The organism is Ruegeria sp. R14_0 (genome assembly GCF_017743975.1).
GTDB lineage: Bacteria > Pseudomonadota > Alphaproteobacteria > Rhodobacterales > Rhodobacteraceae > Ruegeria.
Window position 1 is genome coordinate 19,183 of the sequence record NZ_JAGHRC010000002.1, and the last position, 22,352, is coordinate 41,534.

At 59.5% G+C, this 22,352-nt stretch carries 30 protein-coding genes; 11 read left to right on the forward strand and 19 right to left on the reverse strand.

The annotated features are described in order from the left end of the window. Positions 1-9: 9 nt before the first annotated feature. The 3 genes from J7416_RS06005 (at position 10) to J7416_RS06015 (ending at position 2,846) form a co-directional block, all read left to right on the forward strand. A complete protein-coding gene (locus tag J7416_RS06005) occupies positions 10-1,701 on the forward strand; it encodes an acyl-CoA dehydrogenase family protein (RefSeq protein ID WP_209223847.1) in 1,692 nt (563 codons plus the stop codon). A 176-nt stretch (positions 1,702-1,877) separates the two neighbouring features. Next, a complete protein-coding gene (locus tag J7416_RS06010; protein WP_209223848.1) occupies positions 1,878-2,432 on the forward strand; it encodes a hypothetical protein in 555 nt (184 codons plus the stop codon). Between the two features lie 21 nt (positions 2,433-2,453). Next, positions 2,454-2,846 (forward strand): META domain-containing protein, encoded by a 393-nt coding sequence (locus tag J7416_RS06015; protein WP_209223849.1) that lies wholly within the window; start codon positions 2,454-2,456, stop codon positions 2,844-2,846. On the opposite strand, the gene recO is transcribed toward J7416_RS06015, so the two are convergent. Together recO and J7416_RS06025 are read right to left on the reverse strand one after the other, a co-directional pair. Then, a complete protein-coding gene (gene recO, locus J7416_RS06020; protein WP_209223850.1) occupies positions 2,830-3,555 on the reverse strand; it encodes a DNA repair protein RecO in 726 nt (241 codons plus the stop codon). The genes J7416_RS06015 and recO overlap by 17 nt on opposite strands. Positions 3,556-3,636: 81 nt before the next feature. Further along, positions 3,637-4,536, reverse strand: a complete 900-nt coding sequence (locus J7416_RS06025; protein ID WP_247744166.1) for a hypothetical protein — start codon at positions 4,534-4,536, stop codon at positions 3,637-3,639. A 170-nt stretch (positions 4,537-4,706) separates the two neighbouring features. Between J7416_RS06025 and J7416_RS06030 the strand changes: the two genes are divergently transcribed. Beyond that, positions 4,707-5,147, forward strand: a complete 441-nt coding sequence (locus tag J7416_RS06030) for a cupin domain-containing protein (protein WP_209223851.1) — start codon at positions 4,707-4,709, stop codon at positions 5,145-5,147. Between the two features lie 42 nt (positions 5,148-5,189). On the opposite strand, the gene J7416_RS06035 is transcribed toward J7416_RS06030, so the two are convergent. Continuing rightward, positions 5,190-5,519, reverse strand: a complete 330-nt coding sequence (locus J7416_RS06035; protein WP_209223852.1) for a DUF1491 family protein — start codon at positions 5,517-5,519, stop codon at positions 5,190-5,192. Next, a complete protein-coding gene (gene era / locus J7416_RS06040) occupies positions 5,516-6,424 on the reverse strand; it encodes a GTPase Era (RefSeq protein ID WP_209223853.1) in 909 nt (302 codons plus the stop codon). Before era ends, J7416_RS06035 begins: the two co-directional genes overlap by 4 nt. Positions 6,425-6,581: 157 nt before the next feature. On the opposite strand from era, the gene J7416_RS06045 reads away from it, so the two are divergent. Further along, positions 6,582-7,958 (forward strand): multicopper oxidase family protein, encoded by a 1,377-nt coding sequence (locus J7416_RS06045; RefSeq protein WP_209223854.1) that lies wholly within the window; start codon positions 6,582-6,584, stop codon positions 7,956-7,958. Positions 7,959-7,986: 28 nt separating this feature from the next. On the opposite strand, the gene J7416_RS06050 is transcribed toward J7416_RS06045, so the two are convergent. The 10 genes from J7416_RS06050 to folK form a co-directional block, all read right to left on the reverse strand. Beyond that, a complete protein-coding gene (locus J7416_RS06050; RefSeq protein ID WP_209223855.1) occupies positions 7,987-8,463 on the reverse strand; it encodes a hypothetical protein in 477 nt (158 codons plus the stop codon). A 156-nt stretch (positions 8,464-8,619) separates the two neighbouring features. After that, positions 8,620-9,297, reverse strand: a complete 678-nt coding sequence (gene rnc / locus J7416_RS06055; protein WP_209223856.1) for a ribonuclease III — start codon at positions 9,295-9,297, stop codon at positions 8,620-8,622. After that, on the reverse strand, positions 9,294-10,133 hold the full coding sequence (gene lepB / locus J7416_RS06060) for a signal peptidase I (protein ID WP_209223857.1): 840 nt from the start codon (positions 10,131-10,133) through the stop codon (positions 9,294-9,296). The genes rnc and lepB overlap by 4 nt, the downstream gene beginning before the upstream one ends. A gap of 57 nt (positions 10,134-10,190) precedes the next feature. Beyond that, positions 10,191-10,610, reverse strand: coding sequence for a holo-ACP synthase (gene acpS, locus J7416_RS06065; protein ID WP_209223858.1), 420 nt, complete (start codon positions 10,608-10,610; stop codon positions 10,191-10,193). Continuing rightward, positions 10,607-11,230, reverse strand: coding sequence for a LysE family translocator (locus J7416_RS06070; RefSeq protein ID WP_209223859.1), 624 nt, complete (start codon positions 11,228-11,230; stop codon positions 10,607-10,609). Before J7416_RS06070 ends, acpS begins: the two co-directional genes overlap by 4 nt. Continuing rightward, positions 11,227-11,973 carry a pyridoxine 5'-phosphate synthase gene (locus J7416_RS06075; protein ID WP_209223860.1) on the reverse strand — a complete coding sequence of 249 codons (747 nt, stop codon included), beginning with the start codon at positions 11,971-11,973 and terminating at the stop codon, positions 11,227-11,229. The genes J7416_RS06070 and J7416_RS06075 overlap by 4 nt, the downstream gene beginning before the upstream one ends. After that, entirely contained in the window at positions 11,966-12,664 is a 699-nt protein-coding gene (locus J7416_RS06080; RefSeq protein WP_209223861.1) for a DUF2062 domain-containing protein, read from the reverse strand. The genes J7416_RS06075 and J7416_RS06080 overlap by 8 nt, the downstream gene beginning before the upstream one ends. A 16-nt stretch (positions 12,665-12,680) precedes the next feature. Further along, positions 12,681-14,813, reverse strand: coding sequence for a bifunctional (p)ppGpp synthetase/guanosine-3',5'-bis(diphosphate) 3'-pyrophosphohydrolase (locus J7416_RS06085; RefSeq protein ID WP_209223862.1), 2,133 nt, complete (start codon positions 14,811-14,813; stop codon positions 12,681-12,683). A 26-nt stretch (positions 14,814-14,839) separates the two neighbouring features. Further along, positions 14,840-15,193, reverse strand: coding sequence for a DNA-directed RNA polymerase subunit omega (gene rpoZ / locus J7416_RS06090; protein WP_155142277.1), 354 nt, complete (start codon positions 15,191-15,193; stop codon positions 14,840-14,842). 94 nt (positions 15,194-15,287) lie between these two features. After that, complete coding sequence (folK, locus tag J7416_RS06095; RefSeq protein ID WP_209223863.1) at positions 15,288-15,845, reverse strand: 2-amino-4-hydroxy-6-hydroxymethyldihydropteridine diphosphokinase; 558 nt, start codon at positions 15,843-15,845, stop codon at positions 15,288-15,290. Positions 15,846-15,998: 153 nt separating this feature from the next. Between folK and J7416_RS06100 the strand changes: the two genes are divergently transcribed. The 6 genes from J7416_RS06100 (at position 15,999) to J7416_RS06125 (ending at position 19,827) form a co-directional block, all read left to right on the forward strand. After that, positions 15,999-16,571: an NYN domain-containing protein gene (locus tag J7416_RS06100; protein WP_058278950.1), complete on the forward strand. Its 573-nt coding sequence runs from the start codon at positions 15,999-16,001 to the stop codon at positions 16,569-16,571. A gap of 192 nt (positions 16,572-16,763) precedes the next feature. Then, entirely contained in the window at positions 16,764-17,714 is a 951-nt protein-coding gene (gene ispH / locus J7416_RS06105) for a 4-hydroxy-3-methylbut-2-enyl diphosphate reductase (protein ID WP_209223864.1), read from the forward strand. Beyond that, positions 17,711-18,163 carry a DUF3429 domain-containing protein gene (locus J7416_RS06110; RefSeq protein ID WP_209223865.1) on the forward strand — a complete coding sequence of 151 codons (453 nt, stop codon included), beginning with the start codon at positions 17,711-17,713 and terminating at the stop codon, positions 18,161-18,163. Before ispH ends, J7416_RS06110 begins: the two co-directional genes overlap by 4 nt. After that, complete coding sequence (locus tag J7416_RS06115) at positions 18,160-18,747, forward strand: class I SAM-dependent methyltransferase (protein ID WP_348540247.1); 588 nt, start codon at positions 18,160-18,162, stop codon at positions 18,745-18,747. Before J7416_RS06110 ends, J7416_RS06115 begins: the two co-directional genes overlap by 4 nt. Continuing rightward, positions 18,740-19,207, forward strand: a complete 468-nt coding sequence (gene rnhA / locus J7416_RS06120; protein WP_170428820.1) for a ribonuclease HI — start codon at positions 18,740-18,742, stop codon at positions 19,205-19,207. Before J7416_RS06115 ends, rnhA begins: the two co-directional genes overlap by 8 nt. Continuing rightward, on the forward strand, positions 19,204-19,827 hold the full coding sequence (locus tag J7416_RS06125; protein ID WP_209223867.1) for a trimeric intracellular cation channel family protein: 624 nt from the start codon (positions 19,204-19,206) through the stop codon (positions 19,825-19,827). Before rnhA ends, J7416_RS06125 begins: the two co-directional genes overlap by 4 nt. Positions 19,828-19,856: 29 nt before the next feature. Here J7416_RS06125 and J7416_RS06130 read toward each other — a convergent pair whose 3' ends face one another. Genes J7416_RS06130 through def (J7416_RS06150) form a run of 5 tightly spaced genes read right to left on the reverse strand, consistent with a single transcriptional unit; the run spans position 19,857 to position 22,261 of the window. After that, positions 19,857-20,093, reverse strand: coding sequence for a GlsB/YeaQ/YmgE family stress response membrane protein (locus J7416_RS06130; protein WP_209223868.1), 237 nt, complete (start codon positions 20,091-20,093; stop codon positions 19,857-19,859). Position 20,094: 1 nt separating this feature from the next. Further along, entirely contained in the window at positions 20,095-20,331 is a 237-nt protein-coding gene (locus tag J7416_RS06135) for a hypothetical protein (protein WP_209223869.1), read from the reverse strand. 3 nt (positions 20,332-20,334) lie between these two features. After that, positions 20,335-21,249, reverse strand: a complete 915-nt coding sequence (fmt, locus tag J7416_RS06140) for a methionyl-tRNA formyltransferase (RefSeq protein ID WP_209223870.1) — start codon at positions 21,247-21,249, stop codon at positions 20,335-20,337. A gap of 2 nt (positions 21,250-21,251) precedes the next feature. Further along, the gene (gene def, locus J7416_RS06145; protein ID WP_209223871.1) at positions 21,252-21,746 is read right to left on the reverse strand and encodes a peptide deformylase; all 495 of its coding nucleotides are present in this window, start codon (positions 21,744-21,746) and stop codon (positions 21,252-21,254) included. Further along, a complete protein-coding gene (def, locus tag J7416_RS06150; protein ID WP_209223872.1) occupies positions 21,743-22,261 on the reverse strand; it encodes a peptide deformylase in 519 nt (172 codons plus the stop codon). Before def (J7416_RS06150) ends, def (J7416_RS06145) begins: the two co-directional genes overlap by 4 nt. Positions 22,262-22,352: the final 91 nt, after the last annotated feature.

Sequence of the window (22,352 nt, forward strand, 5' to 3'; positions counted from 1 at the left end):
ACACGATTCATGGCTCATGACGGACAGGATATGACCCAGATGACGACACCCGCTGTTTTGCCCGATCTTCTGACATTGACCCGCGTGGCAGTGCCCGCTGTCAACGAAGTGTTCGAGCGCGCGCGTGAGTCGGTTCGCGGTATGGTCACCGCAGATGACCGCATCTCGGGCGCATTGATCGAAGCCAATCAGACAGCTGCCCATGGTCTGGCATGGCTGGCGACGTATGCGCAGTCGCTTCAACAGATGCAGCGCTGGGCCGAGGCGCTGGACGCAGACGGCAAGTTCGGCGAGGTCGAACAGCTGTTGCACCAGATCGCGTTTGGTGAGTACCTGCATCAGGTTGCAGGTGGCATTCCGATGAATCAAGGCGAGGTTGTACGCCTGCAGGATATGGGTCTGGGCTGGGACGCTCTGTCCGGCTTCCAGTCCTCGGAAATTCAGACCCTGATGGCGCAGGCTAACTCTCAGGCTGCGCGCAGCCGTCTGGTCGCACTGATGGAAGATCAGGCTGGCGCCACCATGTTCGGCGCGTCAGGTCTGGATGAAGAGCTTGAGATGATCCGCGACCAGTTCCGCCGTTACGCGGTTGAAAAGGTCGAACCTTATGCCCACGAATGGCACCTCAAGGATGAGCTGATCCCGATGGACGTCATCGAGGAACTGGCCGAGATGGGCGTCTTTGGCCTGACCATCCCCGAGGAATTCGGCGGTTTTGGCCTGTCCAAAGCCTCGATGTGCGTGGTCTCTGAAGAATTGTCGCGCGGCTATATCGGCGTTGGTTCGCTGGGCACCCGCTCCGAAATCGCAGCCGAGTTGATCATCGCAGGCGGGACCGACGAACAGAAAGCCAACTGGCTGCCAAAACTGGCCAGCGCCGAGATTCTGCCAACCGCTGTCTTCACCGAGCCAAACACCGGATCGGACCTTGGCAGCCTGCGCACCCGCGCGGTCAAGAATGCCGACGGCGACTATGAGATCACCGGCAACAAGACCTGGATCACCCACGCGGCGCGGACCCATGTGATGACCCTGCTGGCCCGGACCAACCCAGACACCACCGATCACCGTGGCCTGTCCATGTTCCTGGCCGAAAAGACGCCGGGCACGGACGAGAACCCCTTCCCGACCCCCGGTATGACCGGTGGAGAGATTGAGGTTCTGGGCTATCGCGGCATGAAGGAATACGAGCTGGGCTTTGACGGGTTCAAGGTCAAGGGCGAGAACCTGCTGGGCGGCGAAGAAGGCAAAGGCTTCAAGCAGCTTATGGAAACCTTTGAGTCCGCCCGAATCCAGACCGCCGCCCGCGCCATCGGTGTGGCCCAAAGTGCGCTGGATATCGCCATGCAATACGCGCAGGACCGCAAGCAGTTCGGTAAATCGCTGATCAACTTCCCCCGCGTGTCCGGCAAACTGGCGATGATGGCGGTCGAGATTATGATCGCCCGTCAGCTGACCTATTTCTCGGCCTGGGAAAAGGACCACGGCCAGCGCTGCGACCTTGAGGCTGGTATGGCCAAATTGCTGGGTGCCCGTGTGGCATGGGCTGCGGCAGACAACGGTCTGCAGATCCACGGCGGCAACGGTTTTGCATTGGAGTACAAGATCAGCCGCGTTTTGTGTGACGCGCGCATTCTAAACATTTTTGAGGGGGCTGCCGAAATTCAGGCACAGGTTATTGCACGGCGTTTGCTGGGCTAACCAGAATTAGGCATCCCGTTTCCCCAACTGGACCCGGCCTTCGTGTCGGGTCTTTTTCTTTCTGTGGCGACATTCCTCCAATCGTCACCGAACAAAAGAACTTCCCCTTTGCTTTTAGTCCGAACCCTTTTAGGGCAGGCTGCACGATGAACGAGGCACAAGGGAAGCTGCACAGAATGACCCGACTGGTTTTTGCGCTTTGGGCAACACTTGCGGCCCTCCTCGTGGGCGCTTGCGCACCCTCTCAGCCCTTCGTAGGGCAAACCGAAGTTGACGCGCTGGCCGAGGCCATCAGCGATCTTGGGCCACAGGTCGACCCGGCCGAGGCGCAGAGGGCCGCCTCCATTGCTTACGCGTATTCCAAACAGCTGAAAAAAGACTGGAACGTCACAGACTCGGCCATCATCCACAACGCCAAGGTCATCAACGGCTTTCGCGAAAAAGGCCTGTGCAACGACTGGGCGCAGGCCATGACCCAGCGCTTGCAACAGGAAAACTTCCGAACGCTGGACCTGCACTGGGTAACCTCACCCCCAACGGCGTTTCGGATCATCCACCATTCGGCCCTGATCAGCGCAAAAGAAGATTCCATGTATGATGGCATCATCCTGGATCCGTGGCGCAACAGCGGGGCGTTGTTCTGGGCACCTGTGCGCGAGGACACGCGGTACAACTGGCGACCTCGCATGGACGTCCGCGCCGAACTTATCAGTGGCGAGAACCCATATTAACCTGAGAAAAGGTCACAAACGATGATGCGCCTGATCCTCGCCCTGCCTCTGATGACCCTGTTTCAATGCGACAAGGACGAATCTGTCGCCGCATACGGCGCAGGCGATCGCACCTGGGAACTACAAGAGGTTGACGGTCAGCCGTTCGAGGCCAGCGCGACGCTACGCTTCCCGGAAGAGGGCAAGATCGCAGGCAACGCCCCCTGCAACAGCTACAGCGGTACCTTGAACGCGCCCTACCCCTGGTTCGAGATCATGGATCTGACCGCCACACGGGCGGCCTGTGCGGGGCTTGAAGCCGAAGGGTTTTACTTCGCCGCCCTGATCGCAATGACGCAGTCCGAAGTCTCTGGCGACGTGCTGGTCCTGCGCAATGACGACGGCCACGAGATGGTATTCAAAGCCGCCGAGTAAACTGATCCACAAACCGCGCCCGCGCCTCGGGCACGGGGTTGTGTCCCAAAGACGGCGCAAGGTGGTGTTCCAGAAAGTACCCGGTGGTTTTTAGCCCAGCAACGATCTCGTCATCTGGCGCGGTCCCTTCCCCGCGCAGGCAAGGTGGCAACGGCAACAGCTTGTCAGCCCATTCTCCGGCCCCCTCAGCGCTGACGGCGCGGCCGGTTTTGGGCGAGACATAAACCAATCCTTCGGTCGCCCCGGTGACTGCGCAGGCCGATAAATCCAAGCCGAACCCCAGTTCTTCAAGCAGCGCCAGTTCCCAGCGCAGATAGGCCAACGGCCAAATCTCGTCTTGCCCCAAGAGGTCCATCAACTGTTCAGTTTGCCGGTAAATCGCCGGATGCGGCTCGCGCTCGGGCAGGCAAAAGGACAATAGTGCTACCGACGCGTTCAACCCTGCCAAAGCCAGGCGTCCCGAAAAGGCAGCCGCTGCGCGCGAACGCAAAGGCTCGACCTGAAACGTACCCAGATGTTCCTCAAGACGCGCGCGCCACAGAACGTCCAACTGCGCGCCGGGTTGCAGGATTGGCGCGATCTTGCGACTGGTGCCGCCGCGCACGACGCCCGCATGCCGCCCGTGGTCTTCTGTGAACACTTCAATGATCGCCGCAGTTTCCCCGTGCCGACGAGTGGTCAGAAGGATGCCGTGATCGCGCCAGTCCAAATCAGGCTCCTTTAACTCTGCGGGCCGCTACATACCCGTAACAGACCGCAAGGCGACCCTGTCCGCAAGTGGTGTGATGACCTAGAACCGGGCCCGGAAGGCAACGCCGATCAAGGGGGCTGTTTCATAGCTCTGCCGGCTCAGTTCAGCGCCGTTTGCATCATCCAGAGTCAGACGGCCATCGAACTCGGCCCCTGCAAATACGTTCAGAGAAACCCCGGGGTTGGGATTGTAACCGAAGGACACGACCACGGGGATGCTTTTGTCCTCGCCGACGCCATTCGGGGCCAACCCGTCGCCATCCAGCCGGAACCGAATGCGTTCGGACCGAGCCGATAGCCCAAGTGTCATTGTGTCGCTCAGCGCATAGTTCAGCGTCAGACCCGGCCCCTGCGTCGCCCCCACACCCGAGCCGGTGTTCAGGTTCCACCGATCATTGATGTCCCAATCGACCAGTAATGCCGGGAAGAAATCAGTGCTGTCGTCTTCAAGCTGCGAGAACGCCCCAAAGGCTGGGCCGATGGTGAGGCTCTCGCTGACCTGCCACGCGATGCCGGCAAATACGCCATAGGTTCTGCCATCCGAGGCTTTGGCACCGCTTTGATAGTCCCACCGGACCTGCGGCGACACGAACACACTGGCCTTATTGCCCACGCGAAACCGCACAGGCACCGAAACGCGAATATCGCGAATATCCCGCCACGGCTGATTGTCGGCCTGACTGAAATCATAGTCGAACCTGCCAACGCTGGCGGATAACCCGACCGAAGTTCCACCACCCAGATTGTTCAGCGCGGTGGCGCGCAGAAACGCACGACTGGCCGAGAACTCTCCGCCGCCGCTCAGGTCCGTGTTCCCCTGATAGGCCGCCAGCCCATCAATCTGATAAACCCACCCCGACCGTTGTTGCGCGGCTGAGGGTACAGCACTCAGGCTCAGACCAATGGCCGCCAAACTACAAGCAATTGCAAAGCTTTTCATGATTTTCAACTCGATAGGGGACGCTCACCTCCTGAGATAGCATGCCACCCGATACGATCAAACGCAGGTACGAAATTGAATTTCGAAATGTGTCAGCAAAGCCGAAACCGGAGCGCGCCTGCGGTGTGCTAAACTGCTTGGCAAGCGCCCTGCACCATTTGGAGTTTCGCATGAAGAATTCCTTTTTCACCTCTCCATCCAACTACCCAGAGCCCTTGAATGTCCTGGGCGACCGGATCACCGTTCTGGCGCGGCTTGAGCAAATCGGAGATTACGCCGTCACACTCAACTACGGCCACGAAGGCAACGGCCCGCCGCCCCATTCGCACCCGTGGGACGAAACATTCTTCGTCGTCAAAGGCGAGGTCGATTTCGTTATGGACGGAGAGCAGCGGATCGCGACCGAAGGCACCCTGGTCCATTTTCCCGCGGGCACGGTGCACAGTTTCAAATTCGGCCCGGGTGGAGCGCATCTGCTTGAAATCAGCGGTCGCGGTTCGCAAGCGGTTGAGATGTTTACCGCTCTGGATCATGAGGTACCCGGACCGGTTCAGGACGGTGTGAAACTCGCCGAGGTTCTTCGGAATAACGGTGTTGAACTGGCAGGGTGAGCAAATTTGGTCTGCCCGATTGGTCCGTTCAATGGGCTACGACTACTCCAGCCCGTCTTCGCCCAGCAAATGTCGACCTTGCCGGTCTTCGACTTCGATCACCCACAGGTCAGGATCGAAGCTGCGTTGACGAGAGATCGCCTCATCCACGTCAGTCTCGGCACCGGACGACAGTTCCACCCATTTACGCTCACCGCTCATCAGATCAAAGCTGCGCTGAAAGGCGACGGCTTGCCCGTCCAAAGTGTTGAGCTTGACCAAAACCGCACCCGCCGTGTCGTCACCGTGGGTCACGACAAAAGCCGGAATTTCCTGAAACCGCAGCCGGGCCAGATAGGCGTGAACCCAGAATTCGGCAGTCAGGCGCGTCATGCGTTTCCGTCTTTGAAATCCAGACCCATTTCCGAATAGCGCTCAGATTCCTCGAGCCAGTTCGGGCGGACTTTGACCTGCAGGAACAGGTGGATCTTGCGGTCCAGGAACTCTTCCAACTCGGCGCGCGCGGCTTGGCTGACCGCCTTGATCGTCTCACCGCGTTTACCCAGCACGATGCCTTTATGGCCATCGCGCATGACATAGATGACCTGATCGATCTTGGCAGAGCCATCCTTACGCTCTTCCCAGTTCTCGGTCTCGACCGTCAGCTGATAGGGCAGTTCCTGATGCAGGCGCAGGGTCAGCTTTTCCCGTGTCATTTCGGCGGCAATCATGCGCAATGGCAGATCGGCGATCTGATCCTCGGGGTACAGCCATGGGCCTTCGGGCAGCTCCTGCGCCAGCCACGCACGCAGGTCGTCCACGCCATATCCCTTTTCGGCCGAGATCATGAAGGTTTCAGCAAACGGATAGCGCGCGTTCAGGTCGCTGGTCAGAGCCAGCAGCGCTTCGGACGGCACCTTGTCAATCTTGTTGATTGCCAGCGCGATGGTGCGGCCCTGACCGATCTCTTCCAGACCTTCCAGAATGCGCTCGACCCCTTCGGTGATGCCACGGTGCGCTTCAACCATCAGTACGACCAGATCCGCATCCGCAGCACCGCCCCAGGCTGCCGCGACCATGGCGCGATCCAGACGGCGGCGCGGTTTGAAAAGGCCGGGCGTGTCGACGAACACCAGTTGCGCATCACCCTCCATCGCCACGCCACGAATGCGGGCGCGGGTGGTCTGCACCTTGTGCGTCACGATCGAAACCTTTGCCCCCACCATGCGGTTCAGCAGGGTGGATTTGCCCGCGTTGGGCTCTCCGATCAGGGCGATAAATCCGGCGCGTGTGGTCATGTCTCTGGCGATCCTGTTTGCAGGTGCGCACCCCTATAGCAGAAAGCCCCCGCGGGCCAGAGGCATTTGTCGCATTGCGGCCATGCAAAAACGGTGGCACCCCATCCCTAGCCACGCCAAAACCAGCCAGGCACCCGTTCGGAATATGAGGCAAAAGATGAAACGTCGCGAGTTTCTTTTGAGCAGCGGGGCCACAGCCGGTGCGCTGGGTCTGGGAGGGTTTGGATTTGCGCAGGGTGCGCAGGAATTGACGATCCAACCGGCAAGCTTTGCCCTGCGTGATCAGGTAACGACCGGCATGGTCAGTTTGTCTGCAGACGCGCCACCCCCGGTTTTGTATGGCAAACAGGGAGAGGTGATGCGGTTGCCGGTCCGCAACACGTTGCCCGACTATACAGCGATGCACTGGCACGGGCTGCGGATCGCCAACAAAATGGACGGTGTACCCTACTTGACCCAGATGCCGATGGGCGAAGGCGAGTTGTTCACCTATGAGTTCACGCCGCCGGATGCGGGTACCTACTGGTACCACCCGCACTGCATGACGATGGAACAGATGGCCCACGGTCTGACCGGCGTCATGGTGATCGCCGAACCTGAAGATGTCGGATTCGACAGCGAACAGGTCATCAACCTGCGTGATTTCCGGCTGGACGAGGACGGAGCCTTCTTGCCCGCTCACACCCAGCGTGGCGCAGCGCGGGCAGGAACTTTTGGCAATGTCCACACGGCCAACTGGCTTCAAAGCCCGGTCTATGATCATGCGGCAGGGAGCCTGGTTCGGCTACGTGTGGTGAACACGGACACGACGCGGATCTACAAACTGCATCTGGACGGCGGCGCAGCGCGGATCATTGCCTGGGATGGCCACCCGGTTGAGATCGACCTCCCGATGCCCAGCGCGGATGAGCCGCTTTTGGTCGGCCCCGGGCAGCGCGTGGACTTTGCAATTGCCATGCCCGGCAGTGAAGGAGAAAGCGTGGCTATGATGGCGAAGCTGCCCGGTCAACCGGCCAAAGCCATGGCCAGCCTGCGCGCGATTGGGTCATCGGCGGGACGCGACCTGAAAGACTTACGCCCGCTCCCCTTGAACCCAGTGGCAAAACCCGATCTTAACAACGCCGAATTGCACGAGTTTGTATTTGGGTGGACCCCCGAAGGCGGTGAGCCAAACAACGGCTTCTGCGGATCGTTGGGGTATAATTTCTGGTCGATCAACCGCACACCCTGGCCCGGCGATGCGGCAGAAGGGGCTGGACCATTGGCGACGTTGGACCTGGGAAAAAGCTACGTGCTGCGGCTTCGCAACGAGTCGCCCAACCTGCACCCGATACACCTGCATGGACTAGCGTTTGTGCCGCTGCGGTCGAACTTGCGAAAGTTGCCTCGGCTGATGACCGACACGATGTTGTTGCTGAAAGACGAGGTGGTCGAGATCGCGCTGGTCGCCGACAACCCAGGCGATTGGGCATTTCACTGCCATGTGATCGAACACCAGAAAACCGGGTTAACCGGGTTTATCCGGGTGGTTTGACGGGCGCATTTAGCGCCCGCTCTGGGGATCAGCCGTTTTGACGCGCGATCAGGCGCAGGATGGCGACCATGACGATCCCGTAAAGAACATGTCCGATCAGTGCGACCCAAGTGATCGCCGAAAAGTTCAGGAATGTCGGCAGACCCGACAGGGTGGTGATCCCACCGAGGGCAAAGACCCACAGACCAAACCCATAAATCGCCGAAGCGGCAAACAAGTGAACGGGGCCAAGGACCTTAACCCAGATTGGTTTGAAGATCAGGAACCATCCCAACGGATAGGCGATCAGGCCCACAAGATAGAAATGAACAAAAAAGCCCAGAAACGCATTGCTGGGCAGGCCGAGGCTGGACAGCAGGCTTTGGGCCAGCCCTTCGGGCGACAGATTAGCCCAGCCGATACCGGGGCTGACAACCTGCCCCCAAAAATCGAAGGCGATCGTGGCGATAAAACCGGCGATGAACAGAAAGCCGATATTCACGGTAGTCAGTTTTGCGTTTTGCATGGGAATGCCTCAACTCGTTGTATCCGTTCCGCTTTGGCCCCTTGCCAACAGGTCAGTACCAATGCGGATGAGACTCAGATACGAGCGCGGCCCGAGGTCTGCCATAAGCCTCAAGTTAGATTGAGAATTGTGACATTTGCCAGCGGACGAGCAATGCTAGTTCAGCTGCTCCAACAACGCCTTCGCGGCGGCTTGTTCGGCCTGACGTTTCGACCCTGCCGTCGCTTGCGCTTCGGTCCCGTCCTGCAGCCGGGCCGCAATGGTGAACACCGGCGCATGGTCCGGGCCGCTGCGTTTCACCTCTATGTATGAAGGCGGCTTTTGCCCCCGTGCCTGCGCCCACTCCTGCAGCGATGTTTTGGCGTCCCGCGCGTCCGCTTCGACATTGTGAATGCGATCTCCCCACAGGCGCAAGATCACGTTGCGCGCGTCCTCAAACCCGGCGTCACGGTAAACTGCGGCGATCACCGCCTCCATCGCGTCACCCAGCAATGCCTGTTTTCGGCGACCACCCGACAGCATCTCGGACCGGCCCAGCTTCAGGACGGCGCCCAGATCAATCTGCCGCGCAACATCGGCGCAGGCTTCCTTGCGCACCAAAGCGTTGAAACGCGGGGCCAACTGCCCTTCTGAGGCTTTCTTGTCGGCTTCTAACAGCGCGGTGGCCATGACCAGCCCCAGAACGCGGTCGCCCAGAAACTCCAGCCGCTGATTGTCGGGACGCGTGGCTGAGGACACCGACCCGTGGGTCAGCGCACGCACCAGCAGTTCGGGCTTTTTGAATTCATACCCAAGCCGCTGTTGGAAAGCCTTTATCTCAGACGACAGCTTCAATTGACCGCCTTGAAGAAGCGATCACCGCGCCATGTCCAGAAGAACAGCATCGAGCGGCCAGCAGATGAGAACAGAATGCGATCCGCGCGCCCGATCAGATCTTCGTAAGGCACATAGCCAACCCCACCCGCAGATTGCGGAAGGCGACTGTCGCTGGAGTTGTCGCGGTTGTCACCCATGAAGAAGAAATGGCCTTCGGGAACCGTGTAGATGCCGGTATTGTCGGCGGCTTGGTTGCCGATATTGAGCACTTCGTAAGACACTCCGTTCGGCAGGGTTTCGATCATACGCGACTTTTCGCAGACACCACCAAAACCAACAGGCCCGTTTTCACAGCGCGGACGCAAACCTTGTGAACCCTGCGGCTCAGCAACCTCGGTAAACACGCCATCCGGTTGTTGCGGCACAGGGGTGCCGTTCAGGATGATCTGTCCGTCGCGCACCTGAATGCGGTCACCAGGCAGGCCAATCAGGCGTTTGATGTAATCACGTCCGGTGACAGGGTGGCGGAAAACGATGACATCACCGCGCTCTGGCTCACCACCCCAGATCCGCGTGTTCTCATCGCTTTTCATCCAACCGCAGATATCCTGCGCATCCACGTTCAGCCCGACGCTGGGGATGATCAGACTTGGGCAGGACGCGTAGGAATAGCCATAGGACATCTTGTTGACGAACAGGAAATCCCCGATCAGCAAGGTGGGCTTCATCGACCCTGACGGAATCCAAAACGGCTGAAACAGGATGGTTCGGAACACGCCCGCAATCAGCATAGCATAGACGATGGTTTTGATCGTCTCCCACACGGGGTTACCTGTTTTGGCTTCCTCGGCCATGCTGCTCTCCGGTCGTTAGGTTGTTGGGGTGCTACATGCGGGTCGGTTCGGGGCAAGTCAAGGCTGCGTCGCCGCATCTTTAAGCGGCAGCGCTTCGATCACCACGAATGCCTGCGCCCAAGGATGATCATCGGTCAGCGTGACGTGGATGGTGGCCTCGTGGCCTTCAGGCGTCATCTCACGCAGACGTTCCGCTGCCCAGCCGGTAACATGCATCACGGGCTGCCCGGTGCGCAGATTCGTCACCGCCATATCCTTCCACGCGATCCCCATGCGCAGCCCAGTACCCAGCGCCTTAGAGCACGCCTCTTTCGCAGCCCAGCGCTTGGCATAGGTTCCGGCCACGTCATGACGGCGTTCGGCTTTGCGCTGTTCAGTCTCGGTGAACACGCGATTGCGAAACCGGTCGCCAAACCGGTCGAGCGTGCCCTGAATACGTTCGATATTCGCGAGGTCTGTGCCGATGCCGAGGATCATTGCAACCGAACCGTCAATATTTTGTAGCTTGCCACCCCGAAGAAGCCGGCAAAGGCGAAGTCAAACCATCGGCGTGCGCGACGATAAACGCCGACCATACGTTCCGAGGAAAAGAGGAAGGCGTACCCGATAAAGATCAGCAAAGACCCCGCGTACAGCATGGCGAAATAGCCGAGCAGCAACGCTAGGCTGGCGCTACTCGGGGCCACGATGGCATAGATCGACCCCCAACTCAGGATCGCCTTGGGGTTGGTCAGGTGAATGGCCGCGCCTTTGGCAAAAACCGCACGCGGCGAACCGGTAACCGGCTTGCCTAAAGACACTTCGTCCGAAGTCAGTGCACGGCGCAGCGCCTTGAGCGCGAGCCAGCTAAGATAAGCCACACCCACGTAACGGATCACCTCGAACACCCAGACATTGGCCAGCATGATCGCCGATAGGCCTAGCGCGGCGGCGATACCCCAAGCGGCTGAGCCTGCGCAAATGCCCAGGGCAAATACCAAACCGGCTTGGCGGCCTTCGTTCATTGCTGTCCCTGCAATCCCCATTGTCGCGGGCCCCGGAGAGCCCCCGGCCATCAGCCAGGCAAACCAGATGGCGACAAAACCCGGAGTGATCATCCCCGCGCCTCGTCCATCAGACGACGCATCTCGGCAATGGCAGGCGTAAGACCGCGGAAGATGGCTTCACCAATCAGGAAATGGCCGATGTTCAACTCGCGCACTTCGGGGAAGGCTGCGACGGGTTGAACAGTATCATAGGTCAGGCCATGGCCCGCATGGACCTCAAGACCCAGCGAATGGGCAAACGTGGACATCTGGCGGAGGGCGTCCAACTCACGCTCGGCAACCTCGGTGTGTCCTTCGGCCATTGCATCGCAATAGGCACCGGTGTGCAGCTCGATCACCTCGGCACCGATGCGGTGGGCAGCTTCGATCTGGCGTTGGTCAGCGGCGATGAAGATCGACACCCGGCACCCCACGTCGCGCAACGGTGCGATGAAGTGGGCCAGCTTGTTTTCTTCGCGCGCGACCTCCAGCCCGCCTTCGGTTGTGCGCTCCTCGCGCTTTTCCGGGACGATGCAGACGGCGTGCGGCTTGTGGCGCAGGGCGATTTTCTGCATCTCTTCGGTGGCCGCCATTTCGAAGTTCAACGGAACGGACAGAACCTCCATCAGTCCGTCGATATCATCATCCGAGATATGACGGCGGTCTTCGCGCAAATGCGCAGTGATACCGTCAGCCCCGGCTTCTTCGGCCAGTTTTGCGGCGCGCAGCGGGTCAGGATAGGCCCCGCCGCGGGCGTTTCGCACGGTGGCTACGTGGTCGATATTTACGCCCAGGCGCAGGTGGTTGTCAGACATCGCTCGAATCCTTCTTGAACGCTCGGTCCGAACCTAGGGCATTCGGCTGCGGAACGGCAGGCTTTGTTTCTGCCAAGCGTTTGATTTCGTCAAACTTTGCTTTGATCTTGTCGCGGCGGCGCTGCTGGTAGGTTCGGATCAACGGCAAGCTGAGATAGTAACAGATCGCGCCCGCCAGCAGGCCCGGCAGGATGCCACCGACGAGGTAAGGGAAAAACACCTCATCATAGAAAACGGCCAGGCCGCGCCAATCCGCGACCCGGTCGGTAAACAACGCCATGAAGTTGTTCTTGAGATCCCCGAGGGCGTCGACGAAGTTCTTCATCAGCCCTTTGGTTTCTTCTTTTTCGAAATTACCGCCAAGAATGAAATGCCCGGTTTGCAGGCAGATCACACCGATGGGGACATAGGTCAGAGGATTTCCGAAGAACGTACCGCTGAGAGAGGCCAGGATGTTCCCGTTGATCAATCGGCCGATCAGGGCTGCCACAACAAAGTGCAGACCGTAGAACGGCGTAAAGGCGGTGAATACACCGGCACCCACGCCCCGCGCGATACGCTCTGGCGAATCCGGCAATCTGCGGACACGGTGCTTCACGTAGTGGAAAGCCCTCGTCCATCCTCCTTTGGGATAGACGAATTCAGACGCGATCTGGACGGGCGAGCGTCGGTCTCGGCGCTTGAATACCACTCCTGATCACCCCTTCTCAGCCAGCCGCAACTGCGGTTTTGGTCCTGTCTCTGTAGCGTTCCACCGCGGCAACGTCGCTTTCCGCCTCAAGCATCAGCATCAGCGAATGCAGCTGTTCCAGGTCACGCAGTTCGACACTGACCAGAAGGCGGTAAAAATCCGGTTTGCGGTCCACAAATTCCAGGTTCGAGATATTGGCCTTTTTCTCACCGATCAATGTGCAAATGCGCCCCAGTACCCCAGCGTCATTACCAATGGTGACGTCAAGCGTCGCACCGTAGACGGCCGGGTGGGTGCCCGAATGCCAATGCAGATCGACCCAGCGATCGGGTTCGCTTTCAAACTCGGACAAGCGATCGCAATCGATCGCATGCACCACAACACCTTTGCCGCGATAGGTGATGCCGACAATGCGTTCACCCGGCAAAGGCTGACAGCAAGGCGCTCGGTCGAATTTCTGCCCCGGTTCCAGGCCGATCACTGCACGGCGCGGTGAAATGGCATCGCCTTCATCCTGTGTCAGCTCGGGATAGACGGCGCTGACGACATCATGGGCTGTCAGTTCCGCACTCCCCAGTCGGGCAAGCAATTCGTGCCTGTCTTTCAGACGCAGGTGCTTTGCCGCTGTATCCAGTGCCTTGTCGGTGGCCTTACGACCGACATGCTCAAAGCCCGAGCGCGCAAGCTCTTTGCCCAGCTTGATAAAGCGCTCGCGATCTACTTCGCGCAAAGCCCGGCGGATCGAGGTGCGCGCCTTTCCGGTCACCGCAATCTCAAGCCATGTGACCTGCGGCGTCTGACCATCGGCGGTGATGATATCCACCGACTGTCCGTTCTTGATCCGGGTCCAGAGAGGCACGCGAATGCCGTCCACCTTGGCCCCCACGCAGGCGTGACCGATGCGGGTGTGGATCGCATAGGCAAAATCAATCGGTGTCGCGCCACGCGGCAGTTTCACCACGTCGCCCTTTGGCGTGAAGCAGAATACCTGGTCCGAATACATCTCGAGCTTGACGGCTTCGAGGAAGTCTTCGTGATCCTCTTCGCTGTCGAACTGTTCGGTCAGGTTGGCAATCCACTTGGCCGGATCGACCGCGAACGGGTTTTCCGAACGCACGCCGTCTCGATACGACCAGTGCGCAGCGACGCCTGTTTCGGCCACATCGTGCATCTGCCGGGTGCGGATCTGTACCTCGACCCGTTTACCATCACGTCCTGACACCGTGGTATGGATCGAGCGATACCCGTTCGATTTCGGCTGACTGATGTAGTCCTTGAACCGCCCCGGCACCGCGCGCCAGCGTTGGTGGATCGCACCAAGAGTTCGGTAACAGTCTTCCTCGGTCTGCGTAATGATGCGGAACCCGTAGATATCGGACAAGCGCGAAAAGCCCTGATCCTTTTCCTGCATCTTGCGCCAGATCGAATAGGGTTTCTTAGCGCGCCCGAACACTTCGGCCTCGATACTGGCTTTTTCCAGCTCGTGCCGCATGTCACCTGTGATCCGGTGGATCACATCGCCGGTTTCGCGCTGCAACGTGATAAAGCGCCGAATGATCGACTGTCGGCCTTCGGGGTTCAGCACGCGGAAGGCGAGGTCTTCCAACTCTTCACGCATCCATTGCATACCCATACGGCCCGCAAGTGGCGCGTAGATATCCATCGTCTCGCGCGCTTTGACGATCTGCTTTTCTGGGCGCATCGCCTTGATCGTGCGCATATTGTGCAGACGGTCCGCAAGCTTGACCAGAATGACCCGCAGGTCCTTGGACATGGCCATGAACAGCTTGCGAAAGTTCTCGGCCTGCTTTGTCTCGCGGCTGGAAAGCTGCAGGTTGGTCAGCTTGGTGACACCATCGACCAGCTTTGCAACTTCTTCGCCGAACAGCTCGGAGACTTTGCCATAATTGGCCTTGGTGTCTTCGATCGTGTCGTGCAGCAGCGCCGTAATGATCGTCGCATCATCCAGACGCTGTTCGGTCAGGATGGCGGCAACTGCAACAGGATGCGTGAAATAGGGTTCGCCCGAATGTCGATACTGACCCTCATGCATCTGCTTGCCGAACCCATAGGCCCGGGCGATGCGGTCAGCATTTGTCTTGGGGTTGTAGTTGCGGACCAGCGCAATCAGATCGTCTGCAGAAATCATCCGGTCCGCACCTTCATCTTTGGGGCTTACCCCTGGCCTTGAGCCTCCATCAGAGCGCGCAGCAGCTTCTCTTCGGACATGTCGTCATCTGCAGGCTTGTCCGATTCCGCACCCATTAGCAGAGCCATCTGATCTTCTTCCGGCTCGTCCACCTCGATCTGGGTCTGGTTGGCCTCGATCAGGCGCTCGCGCAGTTCGTCGGCGCTCTGGGTTTCGTCGGCAATCTCGCGCAGCGACACAACGGGGTTCTTGTCGTTGTCACGGTCAACAGTGATTGCCGCTCCAGCGGAAATCTCGCGCGCACGATGGGCGGCAAGCATTACCAGTTCGAACCGGTTTGGAACCTTGTCTACGCAATCTTCAACCGTCACGCGGGCCATTGGGCGCTCTCCGTTACTGAATCTATGTCAGGAAGACGTTTATCTAAGCGCGAATCCCTGCCTTGACAAGCAAGAAATGCTGCAAATGCACCCTTCACGCGGCCGTTACCGCCGCAATTTCCTCGGGCGGCAGGTCGGCAAGCATTTCCCGGACCGTACGACCCAGCACCGGATGCCGCCAATCCGGGGCCACATCTGCCATTGGAACCAGCACAAACGCGCGATCCTGCAAACGCGGATGAGGCAGGATCAACTGCTTGGGCGCGCGCTGCCTCTGTTCTTCGGGCGAGAGGGTCAACCAGCGGTCGAATTCGGCGCTATCTGGCAAGATATGATCGTCAAAACAAACCAGATCAAGATCCAACGTGCGCATACCCCAGCGCTGAACCCTTTCGCGACCAAACTCGTGCTCGACCTGGTGCAGCACCTCCAAAAGATCTTCCGACGACTTTTCTGTCTCGATTAAGGCCGCTGCATTCACGTAATCCGGCCCTGCCCCGGCGGGAAAACAAGGGGTCTCGTAGAACCGACTGATAGCCCGAATCACCACCCCATGACGCGAAATCGCGTCAAGTGCGTCACGAAGTGTCACCTTGGGCTCATTACCTCTCAATTTGAGATTGGCCCCGAGCGCGATAACCGCGTTTGACATGAAATTGTGCCTTCTACTCGCTATATTCGGCGAATTGCATACTTGCGATACGGCCGAAATAGCCTAATTATAGGGATACCAGCGCGCCGCCTATTTCCAATATCCACTCACGTAACACCACGGCGCTCTGTATTGTACCGGAAGGACCTATTTATGTTCTACAAAGACGAACGGCTAGCGCTGTTCATCGACGGCTCGAATCTTTATGCAGCCGCAAAAGCACTGGGGTTTGACATAGACTACAAATTGCTGCGCCAAGAATTTATGCGTCGCGGCAAAATGCTTCGGGCTTTTTACTACACAGCGCTTCTGGAAAATGACGAGTATTCGCCGATCCGTCCACTGGTTGACTGGCTGCACTACAACGGCTTCACCATGGTTACGAAACCGGCCAAGGAATACACCGACAGCATGGGGCGTCGGAAAGTCAAAGGAAACATGGATATTGAACTGACCGTGGACGCCATGGAACTGGCACCACGCGTCGATCATATCGTGCTATTTTCGGGCGATGGGGATTTCCGCCCGCTGATTGCCAGCCTGCAGCGTCAGGGCGTGCGCGTGTCGGTCGTCTCGACCATCCGCAGCCAGCCGCCGATGATTTCGGACGAGCTGCGCCGCCAGGCGGACAACTTCATCGAGCTGGAAGACCTGCGCGACGTGATCGGGCGGCCTCCGCGGGAAATGCCGATGGAGCCGCGCAGCGTAGCCGCGGGCGGGCAATAAGACCGGGCCACTCACAAACCCGGGGGGAAGAAATAGACGCGGTCGGGTTTTCCAACCTGACCGCGTTTCTTTAACTAAGTACAGGTGCTGAAACACCTGTTGGCTAGCACCGATTCATGTCAGTTCAATGACGATGTCCTGTCTGGACCAAGGCCGGGAAAAGACTTACCTGTGCCTTATGGAGACCGAGACATGACCAAGCCACCGCTTACCCTTTATCTTGCCGCGCCGCGCGGGTTCTGCGCCGGAGTTGATCGCGCCATCAAGATCGTGGAAATGGCCCTGCAGAAATGGGGAGCACCCGTCTATGTGCGCCATGAGATCGTGCATAACAAGTTCGTAGTCGATGGGTTGCGCTCTAAGGGGGCGATCTTTGTCGAAGAGCTGGATGAATGCCCCGATGACCGGCCCGTTATCTTCTCGGCCCACGGCGTTCCGAAATCCGTTCCGGCGGCCGCGGCCGAGCGTGAAATGATCTATGTCGACGCCACCTGCCCGCTGGTGTCCAAGGTCCATGTCGAAGCGCAGCGCCACGCCGATGCCGGTCTGCAGATGATCATGATCGGCCACAAGGGCCACCCCGAGACCGTCGGCACCATGGGGCAGCTGCCCGAGGGCGAGGTTTTGCTTGTCGAAACAGTCGAAGATGTGGCCACGGTTCAGGTACGCAACCCAGACAAACTGGCCTTTGTCACGCAGACAACACTGTCAGTGGACGACACAAAGGACATCATCGCTGCGCTCGAGTCCCGTTTCCCCGCGATCGTTGGCCCGCACAAGGAAGACATCTGCTACGCCACCACCAACCGGCAAGAGGCCGTCAAAGCCGTGGCTCCGAAGTCGGATGCTTTGCTGGTTGTGGGCGCACCGAATTCATCGAACTCCAAACGTTTGGTCGAAGTCGCCTCGCGCGCCGGATGCACCTATGCGCAACTGGTCCAACGCGCGTCGGATATCGACTGGCGAGCACTGGACGGCATTTCATCCATCGCCATCACGGCAGGGGCGTCCGCGCCCGAGGTCCTGGTGAACGAGGTCATCGACGCATTCAGTGTTCATTATGACGTGACGGTCGAACTGGTGGAAACCGCCGTCGAAAACGTCGAGTTCAAAGTGCCCCGCGTTCTGAGGCAACCCGCATGAGAGGCATCCCAAACGCTCCGCTGGTTCTGGGGCTGGCCGGGCTGATCCCGTTCATATGGGGCGCATTGACCTATCTGAACGGCGACCTGCAGGATTGGGGCCGTCAGGCGCTGGGGTCGCGTCTGGTCGGGCCGTACGTTCAATTGTTCTATGGCGCGGTGATCCTGAGTTTTATGTCCGGTGTTCTGTGGGGCTTTGCCACAAAGACCTCGGGCAGCAAGGCCGCGACATGCTATCTGTTGTCGGTCCTTCCGGCGCTTTGGGCGTTCTTCATGACAGGCGGTGGCCCCGTCGAGGCGGGCGTAAACCTAATGTACGGGTTCGCCGGGCTTCTCATCCTGGACGCGGTTTTCGCCTATTGGCGGCTGACGCCGACTTGGTGGCTGCGGCTGCGGATTTTGCTGACGACCGTCGTCCTGATATGTCTTGCTGTAGGAGTGTACCTGTGACTGACCGCCAGACCATCGACGCCTACACCACCCATGTCGCCGAATACCTGAGCGTCCCTTTGCCCCGTGAACAGATCGAGGCGCGCATGGCCTTTGCCGAAGCGGTCGTGCCCGAGGGTTTTGTGCTGGACCTGGGCTCGGGGCCCGGTGCGGACAGTACGTTTTTCCAACGCCAAGGCCTAAGGGTCCGCGCGCTGGATGCAACGCCCGCCTTTGTAAACCACGCCCGGGAAAACGGCGTGGACGCGCATTTGGGTACGTTCGATGATGTGACCGAAGATGGCGTGTACGACGGTATCTATGCCAGCTTTTCGCTGTTGCATGCACCACGCGCAGACTTTTCGCGCCACTTGGCGGCCATTCAGCGAGCCATGAAACCCGGGGGCATCTTCTTTCTTGGACTAAAGCTGGGCACCGGTGAACATCGCGACGAGCTTGACCGCTATTATACCTATTTCTCACAAACCGAGATCGAAGAAGCGCTGGCACAGGCCGGATTCACCATCGACCAGATCACAACCGGCATGGGCACAGGCTTGGCCGGGTCTTATGACGGTTTCATTCTGGTGCTCGCCCATGCCTGATCTGTTTGCCTATACCGACGGCGCTTGTTCCGGCAATCCCGGCCCCGGAGGCTGGGGCGTATTGCTACGTGCAATGGACGGCGACACGGTCCTGAAAGAGCGTGAATTGAACGGCGGCGAGGCCGAGACCACCAACAACCGAATGGAGCTGCTGGCCGCGATCAGCGCGCTTGAAGCACTGGAACGCGCCTCGAAGATCACGGTGGTCACCGACAGCGCCTATGTGAAAAACGGCGTGACAGGTTGGATTTTTGGCTGGAAGAAGAATGGCTGGAAGACCTCGAACAAGAAACCGGTCAAGAACGTTGATCTGTGGCAGCGGCTGGACGAAGCTCAGATGCGCCACGATGTGACCTGGGAATGGGTCAAAGGCCACGCGGGCCATCCCGAAAACGAAAAGGCGGATGAACTGGCGCGGGCTGGCATGGCTCCGTTCAAACCTAAAAAGGCACAAGCGTGAGCGGTCTTGCGCTGCTCGACTATGCCTCGGTTTTTGTCTTTGCCCTGACAGGGGCGCTTGTGGCCAGCCGCGCCCAACTGGATCTGGTGGGCTTTGCTTTCATGGCCTGCCTTACGGCGGTCGGGGGCGGCACGATCCGAGACCTTCTGCTGGATCGGCATCCGGTGTTCTGGGTTGGACAACCGGACTACATCCTGATCGCTACAGCGGCGGCCGTACTGGTGTTTTTCACCGCACACCGGGTCGAAAGCCGATACAACTGGCTGGTCTGGCTGGACAGTTTCGCCCTGGCCATCGCCGCAGCGGCGGGTGCAGGGGCTGCCTTGTCTCTGAACCAGTCCGGCGTCATCGTGGTGCTGATGGGAGTGACAACCGGATGCCTGGGCGGGCTGATGCGCGACGTGGTCTGCAACGAGGTGCCGCTGGTCCTGAAACAAGGCGAGCTTTACGTGTCCTGCGCTTTTTCCGGCGCTGTGGTCGCCGTTCTTGCAAACAGACTGGGCTTTGACGAGCTGACCACGCTCGCGGCCTGCGCGCTGATCTGCTGGGCGCTGCGGGCGGGATCCCTAGTGTTTGGCTGGCGGCTTCCGGTCTACAAGGCGCGGCCACCACGCCACTGACACAATGGGCGGCCAAAACCGCCACACTTTTAGCGCCGAAAGTAAGTCTGCCAGATCCAAATCACCAGCAGCGCGCCAAGCACTGCCCCGACAAAGCCCGATAACCATCCCGCAACGGTGACCAATGCGCGCAAAACAATGCCGCCGACCAGTGCTCCGATGATACCAATCAGCATGGTCGCCGGGATACTGGCCTCAATCCGCATCAGGCGAGTGGCCAGGAACCCTGCTGCGGCTCCGATGATGATCAGGGCGATGACCGGCATATCACTTCCTCCAATGGGTCGGCACGATGATCAGCGCGCCGACAGATGACAGCACGGCGTCCAGACCGGGTGGGCCAAAGCTAATGCCGAACATGATACGCACAAAGTAAAACAAAAAAGCGCCGCCGACGCAGATAATGATCGACGGCAGGTACCCGTTATGGGTGAAGCCCGTTTTCTCGGACAGGTAGCCGACGATCCCGGCAATGACGACTGTGCCCATAAGCACCATGAACATCGGCTACTCCGCTGTCAGGCGGCTGCCAGCCGGAATGGGCCAGCCCCGCAAAAAGGTTTCCTTATCCTGCGCGCCTTTACCCGCCCGTTGCAAGCGCAGCAGGTCCACCGCGCCTTCACCACAAGCAATGGTCAGGGCGTCATCCAGAACCTGACCGGGCACGCCCTGCCCCTCGGCCATCCGAGAGGCCAGCACCTTGATGCGCGCGCCGTCGAACTCGGTCCATGCGCCGGGGAACGGGGACAGGCCCCGGATTTGCCGGTCGACCTCGACCGCGGGGCGGGACCAATCAATCCGGGCCTCGGCCTTGTCGATCTTAGCGGCGTAGGTGACGCCGACCTCGGGCTGCGGCTCCGGCGTCAGGTTGGGCAATTCGCGCAGAGCCTCAACGATCAGGCCTGCCCCCATCACCGAGAGCCGGTCGTGCAATTGGTCGGTGGTTTCCTCGATGCCGATATCCGTCGCCTCGCGCAGCAGAACAGGCCCCGTGTCCAGCCCGGCCTGCATCTGCATAATGCAAATACCGGTTTGCACGTCACCGGACATAATCGCGCGATGGATAGGCGCGGCTCCGCGCCAGCGCGGCAACAAGCTGGCGTGGATATTCAGGCAGCCCTGCGCAGGCGCATCCAGAATGGGTTGTGGCAGGATCAGACCATAGGCAACAACAACGGCCACATCCGCGTTCAGAGCGGCAAAGGCTTCCTGCTCTTCGGCCGATTTCAGAGACACCGGATGCCGCACGGTCAGGCCCAGCGCTTGGGCGCGAGCATGAACGGGCGTCGGGCGGTCCTTTTTGCCCCGCCCCGCCGGGCGTGGGGGCTGGCAGTACACGGCGGCGATCTCATGCCCCGCCTCGACCAGCGCATCCAGCACCGGAACCGAGAAATCGGGCGTTCCCATGAAAATGACGCGCATCTCTACCCCTGTTTCTTGGCTTTTCGCAGCAACATGTCCCGTTTGACCTTGCTGAGCCGGTCGAAATACATCCGCCCGTTCAGGTGATCGACCTGGTGCTGCACGCTGGTGGCCTCGATCCCGACGAAATCACGGCGGTCCACCATTCCCTGTTCGTTCAGAAACTTGACCGTCACCGCACGTGGCCGTTTCACCTTGGCGGAAACACCGGGCAGGTTCGGGCTGGCCTCATCATGTTCGCGCAGTTCGACCGAGCTGTGCAGGATTTCCGGGTTCGCCAACCGCACCGCCCGGCCCCGCTCGGTCGAGCCATCGACGACGGCAAGGCGCAGCATGACACCGATCTGCGGCGCTGCAAGGCCAACGCCGGGCATCGCCTCCATCGTGTCGATCATATCGTCCCAGATGGCGCGGATTTCATCGGTGATCTCGGCAACATCCTCGGCCTTGGTCCGCAGGCGTTTGTCGGGCCAAGGCAGGCAGGTACGAACGGTCATGCGCGGGCTTGCTCGCGTTTCAGCTTCTGCATCTTGCGCGTGATCATCTGACGTTTCAGCGGTTTGAGATAGTCGATGAACAGCTTGCCGTTCAGATGATCGATCTCATGCTGAACACAGGTCGCCCAGAGACCGTCAAAGGTTTCCTGCTGCAGGTTCCCGTCCTGGTCGATCCACGTCACGTCGACCACTTTGGGGCGCGTCACCTCGGCAAATTGCTCGGGGATCGACAGGCAGCCCTCTTCGTAGACATTTGTCTCGTCGGACGACGCGACAACCTCAGGGTTGAACATGATCAGCGGGCGCGGGGCTTCACCCTCTTCCTTTACGCAGTCCAGAACGATCAGCCGGTCAAGCACACCGATCTGAGGGGCCGCAAGACCGACACCCGGCGCGTCATACATCGTCTCCAGCATGTCGTCGGCCAGCTTGCGCAGCTCGTCGCTGATGTCGGCCACAGGCGCACAGACCTTTTTCAGGCGGGGATCGGGGTGGATCAGGATATTGCGTTTCATGGGGTTGATTTAGGGCATCCCGTCCCGCGCCGCAACGCCCCCCTTGCGCCTGCCGCAATAGTGGCTAGCTTTCGATCCGACAGATGGAGCA